Source organism: Cellulosilyticum sp. I15G10I2 (assembly GCF_900095725.1).
In the GTDB taxonomy this organism is placed as follows: Bacteria; Bacillota; Clostridia; order Lachnospirales; family Cellulosilyticaceae; genus FMMP01.
The window spans coordinates 91,849-114,186 of record NZ_FMMP01000011.1 but is presented as its reverse complement, the minus strand read 5'-3'; the positions used below and the strand labels follow the sequence as shown (position 1 = coordinate 114,186).

The following is a 22,338-nucleotide window of genomic DNA, read 5'->3' as shown; positions in this document are numbered from 1 at the left end:
GTAGGGTATGCTTAGTTTTTGCATACCCTACCTTTTAAGCTTAAGCGCTTCTAATCTATTAATTGTATAGCCGAGCTCCGAAAACTTTTTTTCATACTCTGTCATAATATTATCTTCCATATCGCTATTATGAAGATCTAATGTTACATTTTTCATTAACCACTCCATGGCTGAAAATTCTTCTATCGAATAGGCAAATAATCCTTTATTATCTGTCTTAAAGTGTATCTCACCTTCTTCTGAAAGAATATACGCATACTTTTCTAAAAAGTTTCTATTCGTTAATCTTCTACTCGCATATCTTTTTTTAGGCCATGGATCTGAGAAGTTAAGATAAATGCGCTCTACCTCTCCCTTTTCAAAAATACTCGTACAGTTACTAACATCAAAATAAAGAAATCTTAAATTCTGAGGGGTGTCATCTTGATTGCTCGCTTTTTTACACGCCTTATACACTACTGTTTCAGCTCTTTCTGCTGCAATATAATTAATCTCAGGATTTCTCTTGGCAAGTTCTGTAATAAACCCGCCCTTACCACAGCCAAACTCTACATGAATAGGATGATCATTTCCAAATTCTTCTTTCCATTTTCCTTTAAAAGCTTCTGGCTCAAGTACTACTTTTTCATCATTTGCCAGATATTCTGGTGCCCTCGGGTCTCTTCTTAAACGCATTTTATAGCTTCCTTTCTTTTTTAAATAACTATTTAAAATTTATCATTGTTATGCAACCTTATATATAAAAGCTTTAAAAAAGAGGTATATACTTATACCTCTTAGTTATACTTTATCATTTTATTAACAACTATGCAATTCATTAAATAGGCATAATTTTAAGCATTTCATCACTTACTAGCAAGTGACTTTTTAATTTCTAAGGGCTCTCATCATTTCCTGCGCAAAGTGTGTAAGTGCTTCCTCAGCTTTTTCTCCATGCTCTTCTATAATCTTCACGATAGCACTTCCAACGATGACCCCATCAGCATAACTTTTTATAGCTTTTGCTTGATCAGCACTGGAAATCCCAAATCCTAAAGCTGTAGGAATGTTACAATACTCATCGATAGTTTCAAACATCGCTTTAAGATCTGTTTGAATATTATCTCTTGTACCTGTTACCCCCATAGAAGATACACAGTATAAAAAGCCTGCTGCATCTTTACTAATCTCTTTAATACGTTCTTTAGAAGTCGGTGCAACAAGTGAAATCACATCAACCTCCTGGGCAGATGCAAACACATTAAACTCTTCTCTTTCTTCAAAAGGAAGGTCAGGTATAATAACACCATCTATTCCAGTTTCTTGACACTTTTTAAAGAAACTTTCAATACCATAGTAATAAATCGTATTAGCATACAGTAAAAAAACAAGTGGCACATCTGTTGTTTTTCTAATGCTTGTTACCATATCAAAAACTCTGCTTATCGTTACATTATTTTCAAGCGCTCTGACATTCGCTCTTTGGATGACTGGACCATCTGCTATAGGGTCTGAAAAAGGAATACCTATTTCGATTATATCACTACCTGTCTGCTCTAGAGTATAAATGAATCTCTCAGTTGCTTCTAGGCTAGGATCTCCTGCTGTTACAAAGGGGATGAAAGCCTTTCTCCCTTGCTGTTTTACTTTTTCAAATGCCTTTTGTATCTTACTCACTAATCTCAACCCCCTTATATCTTGCTATACTCGCTACATCTTTGTCCCCTCTTCCAGATAGGTTAATCACGATAATATGCTCTTTTGACATCGTTGGCGCTATCTTTATCGCATGTGCTACTGCATGAGAGCTCTCAATGGCTGGTATAATGCCTTCTATTCTAGATAGATATTCAAATGCCATCACGGCCTCTTTATCTGTAGCAGGTACATACCTTGCTCTTTTGGTATCATGCAAATAGGCATGTTCTGGCCCTATCCCCGGATAGTCGAGCCCTGCTGATATAGAGTATACAGGTGCAATACTGCCTCCTTCTGTCTGAAGAAAGTAAGATTTCATACCATGGAATACACCAACTTCTCCTTTAGTAATCGTAGCTGCATGATTCTTGGTATCTACCCCTTCTCCAGCAGCTTCTACGCCTATAAGCTCCACTTGTTTATCTCCTATAAAATCATAGAAGAGTCCCATGGCATTGCTACCGCCCCCTACGCATGCAATAAGTGTATCCGGCAGCCTGCCTTCTCGCTCTTGCATCTGTTTTTTAACTTCTTTTCCTATGACACTTTGGAAGTCTCTTACCATCTCTGGATAAGGATGAGGCCCCATAACAGATCCAATACAATAGAAGGTATCTTCTACGCTTCTCGTCCAATCCTGCATAGCTGCATTAACTGCATCTTTTAAAGTACGGGTTCCTGTTTTAACAGCTGTCACTTTAGCACCTAAGAGCTCCATTCTAAATACATTAAGTGCTTGACGGATAGTATCCTCTTCTCCCATAAACACTTCACAAGGAAGTCCCATCAGTGCTGCCGCTGTGGCTGTTGCTACCCCATGTTGACCAGCGCCAGTTTCTGCGATGATTCGCTTTTTACCCATCTTTTTAGCTAGAAGTACCTGCCCTAAGACGTTGTTAATTTTATGAGAACCTGTATGATTTAGATCCTCCCTTTTAAGATAAATTTTGGCTCCACCTAAATCCTCTGTCATTTTTTTTGCAAAATAAAGCAAAGAAGGCCTTCCTGTATACTCTTCAAATAAAGCCTTTAATTCTTCGTTAAAATCTGGATCGTTTTTATATTTTTCATAAGCCTTATCTAACTCATGTATGGCACTCATCAGTGTCTCTGGGATATATTGTCCTCCAAATTCACCATATCTTCCTGTAATACCCATTGCAATTCACCTCGTTTTTTTATTTTACTGATTCTTGTTATTGTGTTCTTTTATAATACCCATTATTTTAAATATCTTTTCTCTGTCTTTAACACCATCTGTCTCCACACCACTGCTTATATCTATTGCATAAGGCGCTCTCTTTAAGGCTTCTTGAATATTATCTAAATGGATGCCTCCTGCTAAAAAATACGGTATCCTCACATCTTCTATCATCCGCCAGTCAAAGCTTTCTCCAGCCCCGCCATAAACGTCTTTGACATACTTATCAAAAAGTACAAAGTCTGCTGCAAATGCTTGCTTTATATCTAGTTTATCTTTTACTCTTATGGCTTTTATAATAGGAAGCTTGATCTTAGTCTTTAATATTCTGATATACTCTTCATCTTCATCTCCATGAAGCTGTACCATATCAATGACTTGTTCTTTTTCAAAACTTATTAAGCTCTCGATAGGTTCATTCACAAATACCCCCACCGCTTGAATCTTCGGATTTAATAACTTCTTAAGTGGCTTGGCCTGATTTATAGAAAGCTGTCTTTTACTCTTTGCAAATACAAAACCTATATAATCTGGCAGATATTCATTTACCGCACAAATATCCGCTTCTCGGCTTAACCCACATATTTTAATTTTAGTCATCGCAAAACTTAGACCTCCTTAAGCTCTTTTAATTTTCCTATTCTATCAGAGGACTTAACGATACTTTCTCCAATAAGTACAGCATCTGTCCCAAGCTCCTTTAAGCGTCTCATATCATCTTTCGTATGAATACCGCTCTCTGCAACAAACACCTTGTCTTTTGGCACAAGTTCTCTCAATCTTTCAGATACCTCAAGGCTTACTTCAAAGGTTTTTAGATTTCTATTATTAACACCTATAATCTCTGCATTAGCTTCCAATGCCCTTTTAACTTCTTCTTCATCATGGGTTTCTACTAAAACATCAAGGTCTAAGCTATAGGCTGACCTTAGGAGCTCTTTCAACTCTTGTTGATTAAGTGCCGCCACAATAAGGAGTATAGCATCTGCTCCTATCGCCTTTGCCTCATAAATCTGCCATTCATCTACAATAAAATCCTTTCTCAGAAGGGGCAGCTTAACTGTTTCTTTAATCTCGGTAAGATATGCATTAGCCCCCAAAAAGTAATGAGGCTCCGTAAGTACAGAGATAGCTGCCGCCCCACCCACTTCATAATCCCGAGCTATCTGAATATAATCAAAATCCGGGCAAATAAGACCTTTAGAAGGCGAGGCCTTTTTAACTTCAGCGATAATATTAAATACCCCTCCCCCATCTCCATCCGCAATATTGGAGAAACGTCCCCTTATAGCTGTTTTAAAACTTGCCTTGTGAAATGAATTATGCTCTATTTGCTTTATAAAATCTTGTATACTCATCTGTGCTTTTAATTTTTCTATATCCTGTTTTCTACTGGTTATAATCTGGTCAAGTATCATATCGTTCTCCTTAATTAAAATGCATCAAGCATTAATATTCATAATCTACGTATCCTGTATATGGTCCGCTTGGCAGCCAGGGGATGTCTTTTGCCTCTCCCGCCTACCCACAGCCAAACCCGAGTCGAGTCAAAAGACATCCCCTGACTACCTCGCTCGTCTCCATCAATTATACATATACTTATTAAACTCCAAAGATAGCTATAGACTTACTTTCTATATTAAATCAATCCTCATTAGATTAATCATCGTTTATCTAGATACTTCAAAGCTTAGCAGAATCCTTATTCCCCAATCTGTTGAGTTGCAGCAACAAACGCTTCAAGTTTAGCAAGTGCCCGGCCGCTGTCTATAACCTCTGCCGCTATTTCTACACATTCCTGAAGGTTTTTTTCCCCATAAGCTGTATACAGGGCCACCGCTGAGTTTATAAGCACCATATCCCTTTTTGCTCCTTTTTTGCCTTCTAAGATATCAAAGGTAATTTGCTTGTTTTCATGGGCTTCCCCGCCTACAAGTTCTTCTTGTTTGCAAGGCTTAAGTCCTAGCATTTCTGGATTTAAGACAAAATTGCTAATGCTGCCATCTTTGATCTCATAAACTGTTGTCGGGGCACATAGTGAAACTTCATCGACTCCATCTTGACCATGCACGACCATTGCTCTTTTAACCCCTAAATTACGAAGTACATTTGCCATAGGCTCCATTAGTTTTGCATCATATACCCCTAAGACTTGAAGGTTCGCATAGGCAGGATTGGCTAAAGGCCCGAGTATATTAAAAACTGTTCTGATGCCGAGTTCCCTTCTTGGTTTTGCAACATGCTTCATTGAACTATGATAAACAGGTGCGAACATAAAACATAACCCAACTTCTTCAAGTACCTTAGCATTTTGTTCTGGTGTAATATCTAGTTTAACACCTAATGCTTCTAAAATATCCGCAGCCCCGCATTTACTGGATACCGACCTATTACCATGTTTAGCAACTTTTACACCTGCTGCGGCCACTACGATTGACGAAATCGTAGATACGTTAAAGGTATTAGTACAGTCCCCTCCCGTTCCTACAACATCCATTATGTCTCCTTGTGCTTGTAGCCTCGTACATTTCTCTCTCATAACCTGCGCACAGGCAGTAATTTCATCTATCGTTTCACCCTTCATTCTCATGGCAGTTAAAAAACTTCCTATCTGAGCTTCTGTTGCACTGCCTTCCATGATACTATTCATAGCTGCTTTAGTTTCGTCTATTGTTAAGTTCTTTCCTTCTACTAACTTTTTAATATAATGATTCACTAGATACTCACCTCCAAAAAGTTTTTAATCATAATCTCGCCATCCTCAGTTAAAATAGACTCTGGATGAAACTGTACGCCAAAAACCGGATATTCCTTATGCTTAAGGCTCATAATTTCGCCATTTTCATCTTCTGCAACAACCTCAAGAGCATCTGTAAGACTTTCTTTTTCTACAATCAGTGAATGGTATCTGCCAGCTATTAGTGTTGAAGGCAGTCCTTTAAACAATGTTGATGTATTATCTACATAGATAGCGCTTTGTTTACCATGCAAAATATTTCTTGCCTTTATAACTTTACTGCCATAAGCTTCCCCTATAGATTGATGCCCTAAACAAACGCCTAAAATAGGTATTTTCCCGCTAAAGTACCGAATGGTTTCTATAGAAATCCCCGCATCCTTTGGATATTTAGGCCCGGGTGAAATAATGATATGCGTAGGACCAAGCGCTTCTATTTCTTCAATCGTGATTTTATCATTTCTAAATACTTGAATATCTTCATTAAACTTCCCTATATATTGATAGAGATTGTAAGTAAAACTATCATAGTTATCAATTATAAGAATCATTTCATTTCCCCTACCTTCCGAATAGCATCAAATACCGCACTAGCTTTTGTAATTGTTTCTTTGTATTCGCTTTCTGGATCTGAGTCTAGGACAATACCAGCGCCCGCTTGAATATACGCTATATTATCTTTTTTAACCACTGTTCTTATAGCGATACAAGTATCTAAATTGCCATCATATCCTATATAGCCGATAGCCCCGCCATATACCCCTCTTTTTTCAGTTTCCAGTTCTTCTATAATTTCCATAGCCCTTACTTTAGGTGCTCCTGAGAGTGTACCGGCTGGCAAAAGTTCTCTTACCGCATCTATACTATCAAAACCTTGTCTTAGCTTACCTCTAACATTTGTTGTCAGGTGAATAACATGTGATAGTCTTTTAAAAGCCATATAATCTGATACTTGCACACTGTTAAACTCACTTATTTTGCCAACATCGTTTCTCGCAAGATCTACAAGCATATTGTGTTCGGCACGTTCTTTTTTATCACCGAGCAAGTCTTCTTCAATTCTTGCATCTTCTTCATCTGTTTTGCCACGGCGTCTTGTGCCTGCTATAGGTTGCGTAATAACTGTTCCATCTTGTACTTTAACAAGGGTTTCCGGGGATGCCCCGGCTACTTCTATATCTTTAAATTTCATAAAATACATATACGGTGAAGGATTAATCGTTCTAAGCACTCTATACACATCGAAAAGCTCGCAGTTTAATTTTGTCTTGAAAACTTGAGAGAGCACAACTTGAAAAATATCTCCGTTTTCAATATAAGCCTTAGCCTTCATAACATTTTCCATAAATGCTTCTTTTGTCATATTGCTTGCAAAGTTAATTTCTTCATCAAAAATTATCGTATGCTTTCTCGCAGGTTCATTAATCAATTGATAAAGTGCCATAAGTTTATTTTTAGCTTCTTCATAGGCTTTTGTTATATTTTTTGCATTACCATCTATATTGGCTATAAGTGTAATCTTTTGTTTAAGGTGATCAAAAGCAATAAGTTCATCAAAGAACATAAGTTTTATATCTTCCGCTTTTAAATGATCGTCGTTGCTTAATGCTATATCTTCTACATACTTTACTGTTTCATAGCCAAAATACCCTACTGCCCCACCAGTAAGCGGCGGTAAATTTTTATCTTTAGGTGCCGTATAGTCTTTTAAAATATCTTTTAATAAATCAATTGGATTACCGGCAAGCTCCTTTGTCCCCTCTGCTTTTTTATGAAATGCCCTTCCTTCTTTTACATAAAATAATTCTTTGGGATTAAATCCTAAGAAGGTATAACGTGCCCATTTTTCGCCGCCCTCTATACTTTCTAATAAAAAATATTCATCATACTTTTCTCTAATATGGCTCAGTACTGCTATAGGTGTATGAAAATCCATGTAGATTTCTAAACTTACTGGTACTTTACTATAATTCTTAGAAAGTTCTGCTGCCTTTTCTAAACTTGGATAAAACATATTTTTTCCTCCTTTTAATGGCCAAAGAAAGCTTAGCTGTCTGCTGCCTTGCCATTCGCTATATATAATTTTGAAAACAAAAAACGCCCGCCCTTGGCTATTGCCAAGGACGAGCGTATAGAATACACCCACGGTACCACCTTGATTCGTATTTAAAAATACGCACTTTTGCAGAATGCTATCACATTCCTCATCTGTAACGCTGATGCTGCGTCATGAGATACTAAAGGTGTAACCCTTTTTCATCATGCCCTCAAGAGACCATTTGTCTAATTCGTTTCCTGCCGGACTCGCACCATCGCCGGCTCTCTGTAAGTTCGTAATTAGTTTTATTCCTCTATCACAGGTTTTAAAGGTATTATTTAATTGTTTTCATTATAACCGGTTAGATGCTAATTAGCAAGTTTTTTTAATTATAAACTTATCAGCCAATACCCATACTCACCTATTGCAGGCTCCACATCTCTGCGGCAAACAAATTTTTGAACCTTGTGCTCTGGCTGCAAAAGACCTCTTCTTTCTGGATGATAAATATCTGGTATGCCTACATAATATTTATCTGTATGCTTTTCTTTACCTAGTATAATCTCATTATACTTATAATAAGAAAATGCAACAAAAGGTTGGGTTGCCCACTCCTTCGGCAATGAAGAAACAGCATTGAGGTCTGATAATGATATTCTTACCCACTCGATTTCATCTGTTCTATAATCGAAAGGTTGTATCTTTAAAGCCCTCTTATAGACTATTTCTACCGTGTCTTCTTTGTTGGTACTATTTTGATGTGTACCCATTTCAGTAATACTATTTTTAAGCATGGCAAGTTTTTTGGCAAGCTCTTCTATTTGAATATCTGAATCACTGCTACTTCTCTCATTTTGATATCCCGTTTCACTCATAAACTCTGAGGCTTGGAATCTTTTTATATCTCGCTCTAAGGTATTGGATCCTTTTAACCTTGTCTGAATATCTTTTAACTTCTTTTCTATTTCTTCTAAATAATCGATTTCTTCGGGCGTTTCGTCTTGTAATGTTTTTTCTCTTACAGGTTCTTTTCCTTGATCTTCTTTTTTTTCATTTAAATGTTGTCTATTGTATACCGAATGCGCAGCGTCTCTATAATCCTGCCTATTGATATAGGCTTCTCTTAGAACTCTCTCCATTGTGGTTTGAGGCATTTCTGCATGATGCTGCATCCCATCATTATCTTCTGTATTGTTGTAGTTATTATTCCAATCATTATTATTATCTATTTCCGGCTCTTCCATATCTTCCATCGGGTCCATGAACGGCATATCATCTAGGGTTTGTATTTCTTCATCCATTTCTAGTTCTGGCATATCCATTATATAGTCTGGCACTTCAATTTCCTCATCCATTTCTAGTTCCGGCATATCTGTTACATAGTCCGGTACTTCAATTTCCACGTCTGCTTGTGGCTCCGGTACCTCCGTTACATACTCTGGTACTTCAATTTCTTCATCTACTTGTGGCTCTGGCACCTCTGTTACATACTCTGGAATATCGATTTGCATATCTTCTGACGGTTGTGTGACCTCGGTACCATTTTGCTCAGACATTTGTTTATGATATTCTGCCAGTAGCTGTTGTAAAATCGAACTAATGATATACTTGTTCCTTGCAAATCCAACTAAAATAGTATCTGTTTCCCTCATACTAGTTCCTTCTTTAACAACTGCAACTGCATCTATATCCTTTGCCATCATACCGCTATCCATTACATTCTTCTCATCTACGCGCCACTTTGTCTCCCTACTTTTATCTGGCGATGCCAAAACACCTATTCTTACCCCTTTATTTTCCTTACTTGAGAATACATAAAGTATAAATTGTTGTCCTTCTAACGGATTTAAATTTTGCACATAGCATTTAATAATCCCAGGTGTAGAGATCGTAACATGACCATTAACCTTTTTACCATTTATTCCATATGTAGGCATATTTTCTTCTAAACTTATTAATGAATTCATATACATAGTATCATCCCCTTTTGTTGTCCCATCACATTAAAATTCTATACTATGTATATGAAAAACATTGTAGTCTTATGACTACAATGTCGCAATTGTCTCTATTTCAACCTTAGCTTGTTTGGGAAGATTCGCAACTCTTACAGAGCTTCTTACCTATCATACTTATCCTTCTTGATCATGACTTTTATAATTACCTAGTATTTTAAAATACTCACTTTGCTCTTGAACTTTTCCAAGTGCTATAAGCACATTGGCATCTTGCAAGTTACCTTCTAAATCCGCAAAGAAAAAGTAGTGCCAAGTTTTTTCTTGCAGCGGCCTTGATTGTATTTTGAGTAAATTAAGTCCATTGTATGCAAAGTGGCCTAAAATATGATACAAGGCGCCGCTTGTGTGGGAAGTATTAAATACTATGCTTATTTTATCACACGCTTCTGTAATATTCATGTTTTTAGCAAGTACAATAAATCTCGTACAATTACTATCATTAAAATGTATATTTTCTTTAAGCACTTCTAAGCCATATAACTTAGCAGCTCTTTTACTTCCTATGGCTGCTTTGGTCATATCATTTGATTTGGCCACAAATTGACTGGCCATAGCTGTATTAACATAGGGTTTTTCCTCAATATGTTTATGCGCTCTTAAAAACCCTTTGCTCTGAGATAAAGCTTCTGATTTAGAATAAACTTCTCTTAAGCCTTCTAGAGAAGCCCCTTTTAGTCCAAGTAAATTCTGCTCTATTTTTATAACCTGTTCACCTACGATATAAATATTATGTTTAATCATAAGATCATAAACTTCAAGTACTTCACCTGCACTGGAATTTTCTATAGGAACGACACCATAATCTATCGTTCCTGTTTTTAGGGCTTCAAATATATCTTCAAACTCCTCATGCGCAATAAAGCGTGCGTTTCCTTCTCCAAAGTAAGTGATTGTGGCTTCTTCTCCAAAAGACCCTTGAACTCCCTGATAGCCTACAATAGGATTTGTTTTAGATTGCTCTTTGATGCCTTCTTCTATTTGTGTTAACAAGTATTCATTATTCTTATATAAGTTTTCTATAGATAGCTTAAGTTTTTCACCAATATTATAATAATGATCTTCTCCTGTCATTAGTTCACCTCACTGATTTGGCGCTCTTCTACTGCAGCGTATTTCCTCATTTTATTAACAACTTTGCCAAAAGCTTCTGGTGTAATAGATTGAGCCCCATCACATAAAGCTTTTGCAGGATTATTGTGTACTTCTATGATAAGCCCATCAGCCCCCGCAGCTATAGCTGCCATACACATAGGTTCTACCATGAATTTTAATCCTGTTGCATGACTTGGATCTACAATGATCGGAAGATGACTCAGTTTCTTAATGGCACAAATAGCTGATAAGTCTAAAGTATTACGGGTATAACTTTCAAAGGTTCTTATGCCCCTTTCACAAAAAATAACTTGTTCATTACCACCAGCCATAATATACTCAGCTGCCATAATCCATTCTTCGATTGTGGAAGATAACCCTCTTTTTAGTAATACAGGTTTTCTTGTTCTTCCAAGCTCTTTAAGAAGGGAAAAATTTTGCATATTTCTTGCCCCTACCTGAATAATATCCACATCATCTATAAATTTTTCAATAGTTCTAACATCCATAATTTCTGAAACAATAGGAAGACCTGTTTTTTCCCGAGCTATCTTAAGAAGCTCAAGTCCATCCTCCTCTAGTCCCTGAAAAGCGTAAGGTGATGAACGAGGTTTATAAGCTCCTCCTCTTAAAAAGGTCGCCCCTGAAGCTTTAACAGATTCAGCAATCCCTACAATTTGTTCTTCACTCTCTACAGAGCAAGGTCCCGCTATAATGGCAATGTCTTTACCACCTATTTTTCTGCCGCCTATTTCGAAAATACTATTATCTGGGTGGAAGTGTCTATTGGCTTTTTTAAATGGCTCTGTCACTCGCATTACGCGCTCAACCCTGATATCATTTTCTATTTGCGTCATATCTATAGATGATGTATCTCCTATGAAACCTAGAACTGTACACCCACTGCCTGTTATTTTTTGTATTTCTACAGGGTAAGCACTTTTTAATTCCTCTACCAAATTTGAAATTTCTTGTTCTGATGCTGTGTGTTTTGTAACGACGATCATACCTATTCCTCCTTATAATATGTAGCTTATATGCTGTTGTTTGTGTTCTTAAATCAATTTTTAAATACGTTCTTAATCTATTAGGCCGCCCTTCTCTTCTCACAAAGTATCTCATGTTATCCCCCTCAGATATAGGGGCCCCTATATCTCATTAGAAAGTTGATAGCATGTGTTAGATGATCGATAGACCTATTAGATTTAAATAAAATCTATAAATAATAAAAAGGCTTTATGCCCTCTGGGACATAAAGCCTTATATCTTTTAATTTTAATTAAAGTAAGATATATTAAATCAGACGTATATGCCAATAGGCGTTTGTATATTTTGTTTGCAGCAAAAATAACCAGCGCTAAAATAAAAGTAGCCCCAGCTAAAAAAGAATGTATAAAATTTGCCTGCAAGTTCGTCTATACGATTCATTTTTATATCCTCTTTATCATCAAATTTTTTAATATTTTTCTATACAAATACACTTAATTAACTTCTATTTTTAAAATTAGGTTTATTATAAGTTGTAAACTCATCATCTGTCAACTACTTTTTTATACCCTATGTTTATCTAAATAATCAGATAATCTCGCAAAGTCTTGCAAAGACAAAGTCTCTCCTCTTGTGGATGCGCCTATACCACTTTCATCTAACAGTTGTTTTAGTGCTTCTTTAGATAAGTTTAATTCTCCATTTGCCATTAAAGTATTAAGCAGTGTCTTGCGTCTTTGAGAAAAGGCAGCTCGTATAATCTGAAATAACTGCTTTGTACTGCCAACATCCACCACGGGCTCTTTATTTAAAGTTAGTTTCAGTACTGCTGAATCTACATTGGGCCTTGGCATAAAACAATTTCTAGGCACATTAGCTACCAAATAAGGCTGAGCATAGTAGTTAACAGCCACAGTAATAGCCCCATACTGCTTACTTCCAGGACCAGCTGCCAGCCTGTCAGCTACTTCTTTTTGTACCATAACCGTAATACTCTCTATAGACAGCTCGTTTTCTAAAAGTGCCATAATAATAGGGGTCGTAATATAGTAAGGTAAGTTTGCAACAACTTTAATCCTTTTACCTGGTGACTCTTCTTCAATAAGTTTTTTAAGATCAACCTTTAATATATCATTATGCACAAGTTTAAAATTTGGTGCCTCTTTAAACTGTTCTTCCAGTATAGGAATAAGATGCTTATCTATCTCTACAGAAATAACTTTACCTGCGTGCTCTATAAGTGCTTCTGTAACACTCCCTATCCCTGGTCCTATTTCTAGTACACAATCATCTTTTGTAATTGCTGACGAATGAATAATTTTACTGAGTACATGGGGATCTATGAGAAAGTTTTGTCCAAACTTTTTTTGAAAAATAAAAGAATACTTATTAAGTATCGCCTTTGTTCCTTGAGCTGTTGCTATTTTATCCATAAAGTTCACTCCTTCTTGCTGTATCATACCATATCCTAAAAGGTTAAAACAAGGACAATAAAAAAGAAGCTATCTCTGAACAGCTTCTTTTTTACTTGATTTAATTCACTATTATTTTCTTATTGATGCAACATTCATGCCCTGATCTTTCAGCACATAGACAGTCCTTTGTCTGCGTCCAAACTGATAGCACTCTTTTTCAGTATGGAAAAACAAATCAATTTTATGCCCTTTTATAGCACCACCAGTATCAGCAGCTAAGGCAACGCCATAGCCTTCTACATAGAGTCTTGTTCCAAGCGGAATAACCTTTGGGTCTACTGCAACCACGCCAACAAAGGTCCTTATCCCGCTTGCTGTAATACCTCTGCCGTCGCCGCCTGAATTTGAATAAGCTGTGGCTTCCATGTTATATACTTTTGTATACTCATAATTATTGCCCGTTAAAGGATCGTTAATAAGGTTCTTAATACCTATCATTATAATTTGATCTTGTGCTTCTTCTTTTATAATGACTTCTTTAACTGTTTCTTCTACAAGCTCTCCGCCAAAAATCACTTTTTCTAATGTGACCTGCTTAAGTCCATTTTTCCCTTCTTGTGCTACTTGAGTCTCACCAGGGTTAAGTTCTGTAGTTGTCTTTTCTATAGTATTAAAACCAATCGGTCTATCCTCTATAACGGTCTTAATCTCTTTTGTTTTAACGCTAATATTCATATTATCAACTATAGCCGTTTCTAGGCTTGGTGTTACTGATAATGCATTAGCATCTTGTAAGTCTTTAGCAGTTATGATGTCTCCTACTGTTTTAAGCTGTGTCTTAAATTGGATTGTTTCACCATTTAAATTAAAATTAACAGTTGGACGCCATCTATTTATAGTAATTTTCATATTGTCTTCGATTGTTGTATCAACACTTGGTGTTATTTGATCTTTACCCTCTAGGGTAATTTCTAACTGCTTTAATAATTCTCCTACACTGTTTGCATCTGTTTGGTATTGAGTCACTTTTCCATCGTCGATTAAAGTAATAACCTTAGACAGAGATTGATAAGCTGTAATGGTAACTGTCCCTAAGACAAATAGCATCACAATCAATAAAGCGATTCTACTTCGATTCTTCATGATTCCCTCCTTAAAACATAAATCGTTTTGATAAAAAGTTTAGTTGTATCTCTACTAATCAAAACAATTAGATTTTCTCACTTGATCTGGTGAATCGTACTTGATTACAGTTATGTGGTAATAAATGTAATTTTTGTTTTATTGCAACTACATTTCAGATTGTAATATATTTTCTTTAGTTTTTCAAGCTTTTTGTAATATTTTTTTCTCAATTAGTTGGAAAAACGCTTAAAAATACATTAAATCATACCATTTATCAAGGCTTTCCAGGTGTCAAAAAAAAAATTATAAATATCTCAACTTAATAATTATGTAATATTTAATTAATAACTATTTTATGTTCTTGTTTGTAATTTTATGCATCACTTTACATTTTTTAACAGACATTTTGATTGCTATCCATTTTTTTGTATTTTTTCATATTTTTTAGCAAATATTCCATATCTATTCCCCCTCATAAAATTTAATTATTATATCCTAAAAGTTTAGTATATGTATACAAAAATAAAAAAACAGCTTTTTACAAAAGCTGTTTTTTTATTACGTATTTCCTATTTTTTTATATGTCGATTTACTGTTATATCCTAAATAATTTTCTTGCATTTTGGCAAGTTATCTCACTTACCGCATGGACATCTAGTTCTTTAATTTCTGAGATCTTTTCCACTACATACTTTAAATATGAAGAATCGTTTCTTTTCCCTCTAAAAGGTACTGGCGTTAAATAAGGGGCATCCGTTTCTATAAGTATACTTTCAATGGGTATTTCTTTTACAACTTCCACTGTCTTTTTAGCATTCTTAAAAGTTAAAGCCCCTCCTATCCCTATATAAAACCCTCTTTTAACATATTCTTTAGCAAGTTCCACGCTGCCCGAAAAGCAGTGGATCACCCCCTCTTTAAGTCCACTTTGCTTGATGATATCAAATGTCTCCCCACTTGCATCTCTGCTGTGAATAATAACCGGCAGTTCTACTTCCTGGGCAAGTTCTAGCTGCTTTATAAACCATCTTTTTTGTACATCTCTCGGTGAGAAATCATAATAATAATCCAGCCCGATTTCTCCTATTGCAACTACTTTTTTTCTACTTGCTAAACTTCTTAACTCTTCCACTGCATGCTCTTGTAAATCTTTCACCTCGTGAGGATGAACACCTATACTGCAGTAAACAAAAGAATATTTGTCGGCTAATGCTATCCCCTTATAACAAGATGCCATATCAGCAGCTGCATTAACGATAAAATCTACTTCATTTAAAGGCATACTATTAAGTATCACCTCTCTATCTTCATCAAAACTTTCATCATCATAATGTGCATGTGAATCAAAATACATCTTTTTTCTCCTTATATCTCTTTTATAACCCTATTTTAATGTTTTTTACCAAAATAAACAAGGCTGGTACATGAAGTACCAGCCTTGCGAAAGACTTTAACTAATTATTATTTCTCAAAAATAGCCGTTTTTGTCTCAGGTATCCATGTTACTTTTATTCCAAGAAGTCTTGCGACTTCCGCTACCGGAACATAGGTTCTTCCTTCTTTAACAATAACCTTGCCATTTATAAGAAGTTCTTTATCATTAACCTTGGCTATACTTTCCCCATCGTATAATACAATGGTTTGCCCAGGAATCAAAAGTGTTACAGTACTACTTGCAAATTTAATATCTCGACTTGTAATACCTATGGCATCCGCCACATATCTTAGAGGAACCATAGTTCTTCCTCCTTCTAAATAAGCCTTTGCATCCATGTTTCTTTTTTCTCCATTTACATCATAAGCTTCACTGCCGATAATAAATTGTGAGATAATTTTTTGGACTGGTGCAGTAGGCACTACATCTATCTGAACTGCTCCAATGATCATAAAGTTATTATACTCTAACGCGCCTGATGCTATATCAGGAGCAATAGCACTTCCTTTTATCGTTAGTTTATACCCACCATCCGGCACGGTTCCATCTGCCGTAACTACGAAATTCTTAATCTCAATACTTGAAGCATTTCGTGAGGTACGCAGTACATCTATTTTTAACACATTTGGATTCACACCGTCATATCTAACATCGCCAAGCTTAATATCTCCTGTTATAACAGTCACAATAGGTTCTTTTGGAAAAGATATGCCTGATTCTTTCTCTATTTCTAGCTCAATGATCCCCGCTTGAATCATATCTTTATCTGTTTCAGTGATAATAATTCTGCCCCCTACTTGATCCTTTACGCCTGCTTTTAATCTAATAGGTTCAATATTCACTGCACTTAACGGCTTAATAACAGCTACTGATGCACTCGCCGCGTCCATTATGCCTGCTATATTCGCCCTGATTTTCACTTCTCCTTCGGTGCCATTTGGCGCATAAACTAAAACATTATTAAATTGTATTTCATTAAGTTTAGTCGTATCGATACCCTTTGGTACATCAAAGCTAAATCCTATTAAGAAGCCCTCCTTCTGTATAGCATTAACTGGTACTTGACTTGTAATATCTTGATTATTGAGTTTAATACTTTCTACTTTTAAATCAGTTATACTGGCATTTGCCCTTGGTGAGAAGTATCCTTTACTTAGTACGACCTCTACTGTTTTACCAGGGATCATACTATCTAGTACCTGCTCTTTTATAGAAAAGCTTATATTGTTTTTGCTGCCAACTCTTATTTGACTTGGTGCAGTAAGCCTATTGCTGACATTAATACTATAATCTAAAATCTCTGCAACTGTAATAATGGTGTCTTGGATTTCAGGCCCACTAACTTGTATCTGAACTTTTCCTAATTGTAGCTGTTTTGACTTAGCTTTCACTTTAATCTGAGAAATATTTAAACTTCCCTGAGTCTTAATATCTGATCTTTGAGGTAACTGAATGCGTATAACACTCTTATCTGATTTATTACCAACACTTACATAGTTCGTTGATATACCTAACATATCATAATAGGCCCTTCCTGGTGTCACAACTGGTTTATCATTTTCAAACTCATAATTTGGATTAAGCAGTGTCAGGGTTATTATTCTATTTTCCGCACGGGCACTTTCTGTTAGGCTTCCTTTTATGATCTCATCTATTCTAATATTAGCAGTAGTCCCCTCTTCTCTTACGGCTGTCATATCGCCTGCAGAAACAACTGCTTTTTGGTCACTTGTAACAGCAAATACAGTAAGAGGCATATTACTAATTTCAGTTGCCCCGCCATCAATGCTTACCTTTGCCTCTCCGCCGGTAAGTTCAGTTAATAACGGAATGTAATATGTACTGCGGCCAATTGAATTACCTATCCTTACTTCTAACTTTGTATCACTTATTTTCTTAAAAGTTGCTGCTGTAAAATAACTGGGCGGCACAGATATATTCATAGATTCCAGCCATTTTGCACCTTCTAGATTAACATAGAAAAAAAGCGGATCTCCTTTATACGTGACAGGATCATTTAATTGAATCTTAAGTTGATTTGCATCTTCCATAGAAAAACGATATCCTTTTTCTTCAATTATCGTATTTTTAGTAAGTGTATTATCTGATTGTGCCATAACATCATTAGGTATAAACAATAATACACTGAGTAATAAAAGTCTTAATACTATTCCTTTGTACCAATTCATCATTTAATCATCTCCTTTTTAATATAGATTTCACATCTTTAAATTTTAGTTATTCATAATAATAGGTGATGTGAAATCTATAGTATTACTTAAAATTATAGTACAAAAACTCATAATATTAAACATTATAATGCAATTTTTTTTTTATTCAGATTATCACTCTTTAATTTTCCCCACTTAACATAACTCTACACCCTTTGTCTCTCAAGCCACGCCTTGCTAGTTATAACAATTAATTTATCTATCAAAAAAAGGATATCTTTTTTTGATATCCTTTTAATAATATACTATTTTATGATGTTTTATTTATATTTTGCAGCTATATCAATGGCAGCTTGATGCACAGAATCTACGGTAGCTCTTATTCTTCCATCAGCATGTCTCCTGCTCCCTCTAAAGTGAAGGTCAAAATGGCCATCCATACCGTTTCCTTTTACAGCATCCAGGTTTATACCATATCCATATCCAGCTGATCTGCCTCCTACATAGGCTAAATTTGGCGCACTGTCTTTACCTGCATGAGGCATTCCTGCAACCGATGCGGCAAGTCTCCTCCCAGCCACATGTACAATAACAGGTCTTCTTTCCCAAGTAAAACCACCCCATATTTGTTTCATAATTTCTGTATCTGCTTTAGTTAAAGTTTCAATATCTGCGTGATTTGACCCAAAAGTTCGTTTAATATTAAAGCTTTTTCCTGTATATACATCCTCTATAACAGCATTGCCTCCTCTTGGCAAAATTTTAGAAGCTTCACTCCACGTCACCACTTCTACAGGTGCCCCTTTACCCAAGAAAATATTTAACTCATTCATATTGCTTTTTCGTTTTAACAAATATAACTTGCTTTCATTAATTTGAGATTTATAAATAAAACCCTGTTGACCATCTTCGCGTTCTACAAAATACCAATCTACATATTTGTAATATGCTGTTACTACCTCATCTTTGTCAAGTTTCTTAACAACCTCTCCATTAGGTGCTGGACTTTTTCTCAAAAAAGCACCATCTGTTAAAATTCTAGTTTGTATCTGCTGCATTTGAATGTCTTTTTTATCAATGTAACCATATGTACCGTTCATATCGACTTGCGCTAGAGTATTTTGATGAAAATCTTCATCTAAAATCATTTTTATTCTGTCTCCAGCTTTTAGCAAGACCTCGTCTTGATTCTTAGTTATAAGCACTGCTAACTTTTCTGCTATAACAGCAATATTCTCTGCCGCCTCCGGATCTTTATTCAAACGTTCTCCTGTATAAAAATCGCCTTTAACGGCCTGCCCTGCTAAAGCTTGTGCAGCTTTGGTATTAAATATATGTATATCTTTTCGTTGGAGCAAATATAAATTTTCTTCATTAATATGTGATGCATAAATATAGCCTGTTTTTCCGCTTATTGTTTCTACAAAATACCAATCTGTATATTTGTGATAAGCTATTAACCGCTCATCTTTATTAAGTTGAACAACCACCTCAGCAACCGTACTCGGTTCTTTTCTTACATAGACATTATCTGTTAATACTTTAGTTTGTATTTGCTGCATCTGTATATCTTTCTTCTCAATATACCCATATGTACCATCCATATCTATTGTTGCTGTACTGCTTTGATGGAAGTTTTCATCTAAAAGCACCTTAACTTTATCACCAAGCTTTAATGTTGCTTTTTGTCCATTTTGCTTAGTAAGTATTGCCGTTTCTTCTCCTATCATTGCTATATGTGATGCAAAAGTATTCATACTCCCTATACTTATAACGCTTACGGCAACCCATGCTAGCATCTTATGTTTCAGTCTCATATGCCCTCCGTTATTTATTAAATTTGTTAATTAATTATTACATAATTATTGTAATTTATATGCTATTAATTGTCAATATTTTAGACGGTTTTTATACCAAGCTCCATTTTTAGCAATACCCCGCCAACACAAAAGGCATAACGGCAATACTTCACAACAACCTCAACAACAAATTATACTTATTTTACCATTATTACATAATCACTCACCGTTTAATATTTTCGTAATATTTTTGAGTTTTTTATATTTTTTCTTCGCAAAAACAGTACTAAAAAACATATTACTCTACTTTCTATAGTACTAGGCTGGCATTGTTCTTGTCTACCGTAAAAACTTGTTAATAACCCGTTATGATCCTGAATAAAATTGCCAATCCGCAAGCCATCTCGTTAATATAACATACACCTTCGGAACAATCATTCCTGAATATATGGGATAAAAGAATAAAAAACTTATACCTGATGCGACACCATACCATTTGAATAAGTCAGGTTTTTGAAAATATGAAGCTGTCCCCTCTAACAACTTAACAATAGCTAAAATCAAAAAGGGTACCACTGGAAAATAATGATACAAAAACATTACCCTGTCTATAAATATATAAGGGAGATAAAGTGCAAAAATAGCAATAACAATATAAACATTCTTTTGTTCTTTATAATAGATAGCTTCTTTTAGCGTATAAAATACCGCCACAATACCACTCCACCATATAATAGGATTTCCCATTGCAGCTATAGTTGCAACAAATCCCTTTGGCACTTCTCCTTTATAGTACCAAACAGGTTTTATATTTAAGGGCCACAAATACCATGGTGATGCAAAAGGATGGGATGCTTCAAGTCCCGCATGATATTTATACATAGCTTTTTGCAGCTTTATGAATTCACCCAATTTATCTTCTGTGTTAAATTGCACATCAAAAAACGGGAAATACGCTAACACATATAAGCCCAAAGGTATGACTATAAAAAATACAAAGCAGCTTATAATAATAATCCCAGTATGCCTTTGGGGTAAAATAGTACCGTGGTGCTGATTATATTTTTTAAACAAGTTCACAAAAAATATAATCGCCAGCCCCAAGGCCCCGTACATACCGCTCCACTTTGTAGCAATAGCTGCCCCCATGAATAACCCCGAAAAAAACAGATGACTAAGCTTCATACCTAATCTCTCATTCTCTTTGCACAGTAGATACTGATACATAAATAGGTAAGAAAGCATAATAAATAAAGCAAGAAAACTATCTACTGTAGCTATTCTTGTTTGAACAAAATGCATGCCATCCACCGCTAGTAATACACAAGCTAATATAGCAGATCTTTCAGATCCAAACAGCCTTTTAGCAAGGATATAGATAACAACTAACATGAGAATCCCTGCTATATTTCCCATTAATCTATAAGCAAACGGATTCATGCCAAAGTAACCGATAGGAATACCTATAATGAGCTTTCCAAGCGGCGGGTGTGTCCATTCATAAGCTGCCATACCATGAACATGCTCATAAGCCGTTCTAGCATGATAAATCTCATCAAAATACATGCTGTTTAAATAACTGATTTTATCTGGCACTTGCTCAGCTTCATCTACTAATACCTGTGCATTATCCGTCTCAAAATAGACATGAAGCTTTTTACCTTCTTTATCATAAAGAGCTATATCTCCCATAAAGCTTGTATTTTTATCAGCTATAAAAGCTAAATAACGCAAATTATAGTTAATATTCGTATCTGCCCACACAAAAACTTTTTTTTGTGTCATTTCACCAATATAACTAAAGCTTTTATTATCTGTAGAACCGTACATTTTATAAATGCCAGAACGAGGTCCCGTAAAATGCCTGACCTTTGAAACACTAGTTACTTCATTTAAGCTCACTACAGCACGCTCTCTGGCCATACTTGGATTCCAAAAAGTTTGTGGATTACTAAATGTCCCCAGTCTCACAAAGGATACGCTCCCATATAGTACTACAATAAGTATCATCCACTTTAAATCTCGCTTTGTTAAAGTATACTGTACGCTCTTATTACTGAGTATTTGCATGAATAATATCTCCTTTTATAAAGATTAGACATTATTATCTTTTAATAGATTATAGGAATTTATGGTATAAAATATACGTCCTTTTCATTGTATAACTTATTTTAAACTTTCATTATTTTCGCTATTGATATATAATAATTCTAAGGTAAAGGTATGTCTATCTCTTAAAAGAATAGAACTTTTATTTCCCGGGCATACATATTGTATATTGCATCGAAACTATAACAGCTATTAAATAAGGAGGTTTTCATTATGATTATTGTTACAACAGATACTATCCCTGGCAAAGAAATGCTTGAAGTTAAAGGATTTGTTAAAGGCAGTACCGTAAGAAGCAAGCATATAGGCAAAGATATTTCAGCTAGTTTCAAAACATTAGTTGGCGGTGAATTAAACTCCTATAATGAAATGTTAACAGAAGCCAGACAAATCGCTATCGGCCGAATGGTAGATGAAGCGACAGCTCTTGGCGCTAATGCTATTGTCGGACTAAGACTTATGTCCTCTGCAATTATGACCGGCGCTGCCGAAATGGTAGCTTATGGCACTGCAGTTGTCATAGCAGAATAGTAG

Annotated in this window: 19 protein-coding genes and 1 other annotated feature; of the genes, 1 reads left to right on the top strand and 18 read right to left on the bottom strand. The window is 35.6% G+C overall.

Features of this window, described 5'->3' with window-relative positions; all coding sequences use genetic code 11:
* Window positions 1-27 precede the first annotated feature (27 nt).
* From trmB to BN3326_RS12475, 18 genes are all read right to left on the bottom strand, one after another.
* The gene (gene trmB / locus BN3326_RS12560) at window positions 28-675 is read right to left on the bottom strand and encodes a tRNA (guanosine(46)-N7)-methyltransferase TrmB (RefSeq protein ID WP_069999594.1); all 648 of its coding nucleotides are present in this window, start codon (window positions 673-675) and stop codon (window positions 28-30) included.
* Window positions 676-867: 192 nt separating this feature from the next.
* Window positions 868-1,656 (bottom strand): tryptophan synthase subunit alpha, encoded by a 789-nt coding sequence (gene trpA / locus BN3326_RS12555; protein ID WP_069999593.1) that lies wholly within the window; start codon window positions 1,654-1,656, stop codon window positions 868-870.
* The gene (gene trpB / locus BN3326_RS12550) at window positions 1,649-2,836 is read right to left on the bottom strand and encodes a tryptophan synthase subunit beta (RefSeq protein WP_069999592.1); all 1,188 of its coding nucleotides are present in this window, start codon (window positions 2,834-2,836) and stop codon (window positions 1,649-1,651) included. The genes trpA and trpB overlap by 8 nt, the downstream gene beginning before the upstream one ends.
* 24 nt (window positions 2,837-2,860) lie before the next feature.
* A complete protein-coding gene (locus BN3326_RS12545) occupies window positions 2,861-3,478 on the bottom strand; it encodes a phosphoribosylanthranilate isomerase (protein ID WP_069999591.1) in 618 nt (205 codons plus the stop codon).
* 8 nt (window positions 3,479-3,486) lie between these two features.
* Window positions 3,487-4,296 carry an indole-3-glycerol phosphate synthase TrpC gene (trpC, locus tag BN3326_RS12540; RefSeq protein ID WP_074463614.1) on the bottom strand — a complete coding sequence of 270 codons (810 nt, stop codon included), beginning with the start codon at window positions 4,294-4,296 and terminating at the stop codon, window positions 3,487-3,489.
* 284 nt (window positions 4,297-4,580) lie between these two features.
* Window positions 4,581-5,594 carry an anthranilate phosphoribosyltransferase gene (gene trpD, locus BN3326_RS12535; protein ID WP_069999590.1) on the bottom strand — a complete coding sequence of 338 codons (1,014 nt, stop codon included), beginning with the start codon at window positions 5,592-5,594 and terminating at the stop codon, window positions 4,581-4,583.
* Entirely contained in the window at window positions 5,594-6,166 is a 573-nt protein-coding gene (locus tag BN3326_RS12530) for an anthranilate synthase component II (RefSeq protein WP_069999589.1), read from the bottom strand. The genes trpD and BN3326_RS12530 overlap by 1 nt, the downstream gene beginning before the upstream one ends.
* Entirely contained in the window at window positions 6,163-7,629 is a 1,467-nt protein-coding gene (trpE, locus tag BN3326_RS12525; protein ID WP_069999766.1) for an anthranilate synthase component I, read from the bottom strand. The genes BN3326_RS12530 and trpE overlap by 4 nt, the downstream gene beginning before the upstream one ends.
* 102 nt (window positions 7,630-7,731) lie before the next feature.
* Window positions 7,732-7,982: a binding site (T-box leader), on the bottom strand.
* Window positions 7,983-8,042: 60 nt separating this feature from the next.
* A complete protein-coding gene (locus BN3326_RS12520; RefSeq protein WP_141722911.1) occupies window positions 8,043-9,620 on the bottom strand; it encodes a DUF7922 domain-containing protein in 1,578 nt (525 codons plus the stop codon).
* A gap of 165 nt (window positions 9,621-9,785) precedes the next feature.
* Window positions 9,786-10,742, bottom strand: coding sequence for a prephenate dehydratase (locus BN3326_RS12515; RefSeq protein ID WP_069999587.1), 957 nt, complete (start codon window positions 10,740-10,742; stop codon window positions 9,786-9,788).
* Window positions 10,742-11,770, bottom strand: coding sequence for a 3-deoxy-7-phosphoheptulonate synthase (gene aroF / locus BN3326_RS12510; protein WP_069999586.1), 1,029 nt, complete (start codon window positions 11,768-11,770; stop codon window positions 10,742-10,744). The genes BN3326_RS12515 and aroF overlap by 1 nt, the downstream gene beginning before the upstream one ends.
* Before the next feature lie 292 nt (window positions 11,771-12,062).
* Complete coding sequence (locus BN3326_RS22550) at window positions 12,063-12,191, bottom strand: hypothetical protein (RefSeq protein ID WP_255363193.1); 129 nt, start codon at window positions 12,189-12,191, stop codon at window positions 12,063-12,065.
* Between the two features lie 122 nt (window positions 12,192-12,313).
* Window positions 12,314-13,183: a 16S rRNA (adenine(1518)-N(6)/adenine(1519)-N(6))-dimethyltransferase RsmA gene (gene rsmA / locus BN3326_RS12500; protein WP_069999584.1), complete on the bottom strand. Its 870-nt coding sequence runs from the start codon at window positions 13,181-13,183 to the stop codon at window positions 12,314-12,316.
* Between the two features lie 111 nt (window positions 13,184-13,294).
* A complete protein-coding gene (locus BN3326_RS12495) occupies window positions 13,295-14,308 on the bottom strand; it encodes a 3D domain-containing protein (RefSeq protein ID WP_069999583.1) in 1,014 nt (337 codons plus the stop codon).
* A gap of 577 nt (window positions 14,309-14,885) precedes the next feature.
* Window positions 14,886-15,644: a TatD family hydrolase gene (locus BN3326_RS12490; RefSeq protein ID WP_069999582.1), complete on the bottom strand. Its 759-nt coding sequence runs from the start codon at window positions 15,642-15,644 to the stop codon at window positions 14,886-14,888.
* 107 nt (window positions 15,645-15,751) lie between these two features.
* Window positions 15,752-17,917 (bottom strand): copper amine oxidase N-terminal domain-containing protein, encoded by a 2,166-nt coding sequence (locus tag BN3326_RS12485; RefSeq protein ID WP_069999581.1) that lies wholly within the window; start codon window positions 17,915-17,917, stop codon window positions 15,752-15,754.
* Window positions 17,918-18,216: 299 nt separating this feature from the next.
* A complete protein-coding gene (locus BN3326_RS12480; RefSeq protein ID WP_069999580.1) occupies window positions 18,217-19,713 on the bottom strand; it encodes an SH3 domain-containing protein in 1,497 nt (498 codons plus the stop codon).
* Window positions 19,714-20,061: 348 nt separating this feature from the next.
* Window positions 20,062-21,765: a phospholipid carrier-dependent glycosyltransferase gene (locus tag BN3326_RS12475; protein WP_069999579.1), complete on the bottom strand. Its 1,704-nt coding sequence runs from the start codon at window positions 21,763-21,765 to the stop codon at window positions 20,062-20,064.
* Window positions 21,766-22,017: 252 nt separating this feature from the next.
* Here BN3326_RS12475 and BN3326_RS12470 point away from each other — a divergent pair, with 252 nt between their 5' ends.
* Complete coding sequence (locus BN3326_RS12470; protein ID WP_069999578.1) at window positions 22,018-22,335, top strand: heavy metal-binding domain-containing protein; 318 nt, start codon at window positions 22,018-22,020, stop codon at window positions 22,333-22,335.
* Window positions 22,336-22,338 lie beyond the last annotated feature (3 nt).